The sequence below is a fragment of the Plantibacter cousiniae (nom. nud.) genome (genome assembly GCF_977070315.1).
The window spans coordinates 1-2,600 of record NZ_CDRVEU010000021.1; the positions used below are offsets into that span (position 1 = coordinate 1).

1 rRNA gene is annotated in these 2,600 nt (G+C 52.1%); it reads left to right on the forward strand.

From position 1 onward, the window contains the following. Nucleotides 1-2,548 (forward strand): 23S ribosomal RNA (locus tag ACW55A_RS26655); the annotation flags it as partial. Nucleotides 2,549-2,600: the final 52 nt, after the last annotated feature.

Sequence of the window (2,600 nt, forward strand, 5' to 3'; positions counted from 1 at the left end):
CTTTGCAATGAAATCGAGTAGGACGGGGCACGAGAAACCTTGTCTGAATATGGGGGGACCATCCTCCAAGGCTAAATACTACTGACTGACCGATAGTGAACCAGTACCGTGAGGGAAAGGCGAAAAGAACCGCGGAGAGCGGAGTGAAATAGATCCTGAAACCGTATGCGTACAAGCAGTGGGAGCCCACTTTGTTGGGTGACTGCGTACCTTTTGTATAATGGGTCAGCGACTTATTTTCAGTGGCGAGCTTAACCGAATAGGGGAGGCGTAGCGAAAGCGAGTCTTAATAGGGCGTCTAGTCGCTGGGAATAGACCCGAAACCGGGCGATCTATCCATGGGCAGGTTGAAGGTTGGGTAACACTAACTGGAGGACCGAACCGACTACCGTTGAAAAGTTAGCGGATGACCTGTGGATCGGAGTGAAAGGCTAATCAAGCTCGGAGATAGCTGGTTCTCCTCGAAAGCTATTTAGGTAGCGCCTCATGTATCACTGTAGGGGGTAGAGCACTGTTTCGGCTAGGGGGTCATCCCGACTTACCAAACCGATGCAAACTCCGAATACCTACAAGTGCCGAGCATGGGAGACACACGGCGGGTGCTAACGTCCGTCGTGAAAAGGGAAACAACCCAGACCGTCAGCTAAGGTCCCAAAGTCATGGTTAAGTGGGAAACGATGTGGGAAGGCTTAGACAGCTAGGAGGTTGGCTTAGAAGCAGCCACCCTTTAAAGAAAGCGTAATAGCTCACTAGTCGAGTCGGCCTGCGCGGAAGATGTAACGGGGCTCAAACCATGCACCGAAGCTACGGGTATCATCTTTTGATGATGCGGTAGAGGAGCGTTCTGTAAGCCTGTGAAGGTGAGTTGAGAAGCTTGCTGGAGGTATCAGAAGTGCGAATGCTGACATGAGTAACGACAATGGGTGTGAAAAACACCCACGCCGAAAGACCAAGGTTTCCTGCGCAACGTTAATCGACGCAGGGTTAGTCGGTCCCTAAGGCGAGGCTGAAAAGCGTAGTCGATGGAAAACAGGTTAATATTCCTGTACTTCTGGTTATTGCGATGGAGGGACGGAGAAGGCTAGGCCAGCCTGGCGTTGGTTGTCCAGGTTTAAGGTGGTAGGCTGAGATCTTAGGTAAATCCGGGATCTTAAGGCCGAGAGCTGATGACGAGTGTTCTTTAGAACACGAAGTGGTTGATGCCATGCTTCCAAGAAAAGCTTCTAAGCTTCAGGTAACCAGGAACCGTACCCCAAACCGACACAGGTGGTTGGGTAGAGAATACCAAGGCGCTTGAGAGAACTCGGGTGAAGGAACTAGGCAAAATGGCACCGTAACTTCGGGAGAAGGTGCGCCGGTGAGGGTGAAGCATTTACTGCGTAAGCTCATGCCGGTCGAAGATACCAGGCCGCTGCGACTGTTTATTAAAAACACAGCACTCTGCAAACACGAAAGTGGACGTATAGGGTGTGACGCCTGCCCGGTGCCGGAAGGTTAATTGATGGGGTTAGCGCAAGCGAAGCTCTTGATCGAAGCCCCGGTAAACGGCGGCCGTAACTATAACGGTCCTAAGGTAGCGAAATTCCTTGTCGGGTAAGTTCCGACCTGCACGAATGGCGTAACGATGGCGGCGCTGTCTCCACCCGAGACTCAGTGAAATTGAAATCGCTGTGAAGATGCAGTGTATCCGCGGCTAGACGGAAAGACCCCGTGAACCTTTACTATAGCTTTGCACTGGACTTTGAATTTGCTTGTGTAGGATAGGTGGGAGGCTTTGAAGCGTGGACGCCAGTCTGCGTGGAGCCAACCTTGAAATACCACCCTGGCAACTTTGAGGTTCTAACTCAGGTCCGTTATCCGGATCGAGGACAGTGTATGGTGGGTAGTTTGACTGGGGCGGTCTCCTCCTAAAGAGTAACGGAGGAGTACGAAGGTGCGCTCAGACCGGTCGGAAATCGGTCGTAGAGTATAAAGGCAAAAGCGCGCTTGACTGCGAGACAGACACGTCGAGCAGGTACGAAAGTAGGTCTTAGTGATCCGGTGGTTCTGTATGGAAGGGCCATCGCTCAACGGATAAAAGGTACTCCGGGGATAACAGGCTGATACCGCCCAAGAGTTCATATCGACGGCGGTGTTTGGCACCTCGATGTCGGCTCATCACATCCTGGGGCTGAAGCCGGTCCCAAGGGTATGGCTGTTCGCCATTTAAAGTGGTACGCGAGCTGGGTTTAGAACGTCGTGAGACAGTTCGGTCCCTATCTGCCGTGGACGTTTGAGATTTGAGAGGGGCTGCTCCTAGTACGAGAGGACCGGAGTGGACGAACCTCTGGTGTTCCGGTTGTCACGCCAGTGGCATTGCCGGGTAGCTATGTTCGGAAAAGATAACCGCTGAAAGCATCTAAGCGGGAAACTTGCCTCAAGATGAGATCTCACTGGAACCTTGAGTTCCCTAAAGGGCCGTCGAAGACTACGACGTTGATAGGTTGGGTGTGTAAGCGCTGTGAGGCGTTGAGCTAACCAATACTAATTGCCCGTGAGGCTTGACCATATAACACCCAAGCAATTTGCGTCGAATGACCAGATTGCGGTGACTGTGAAGA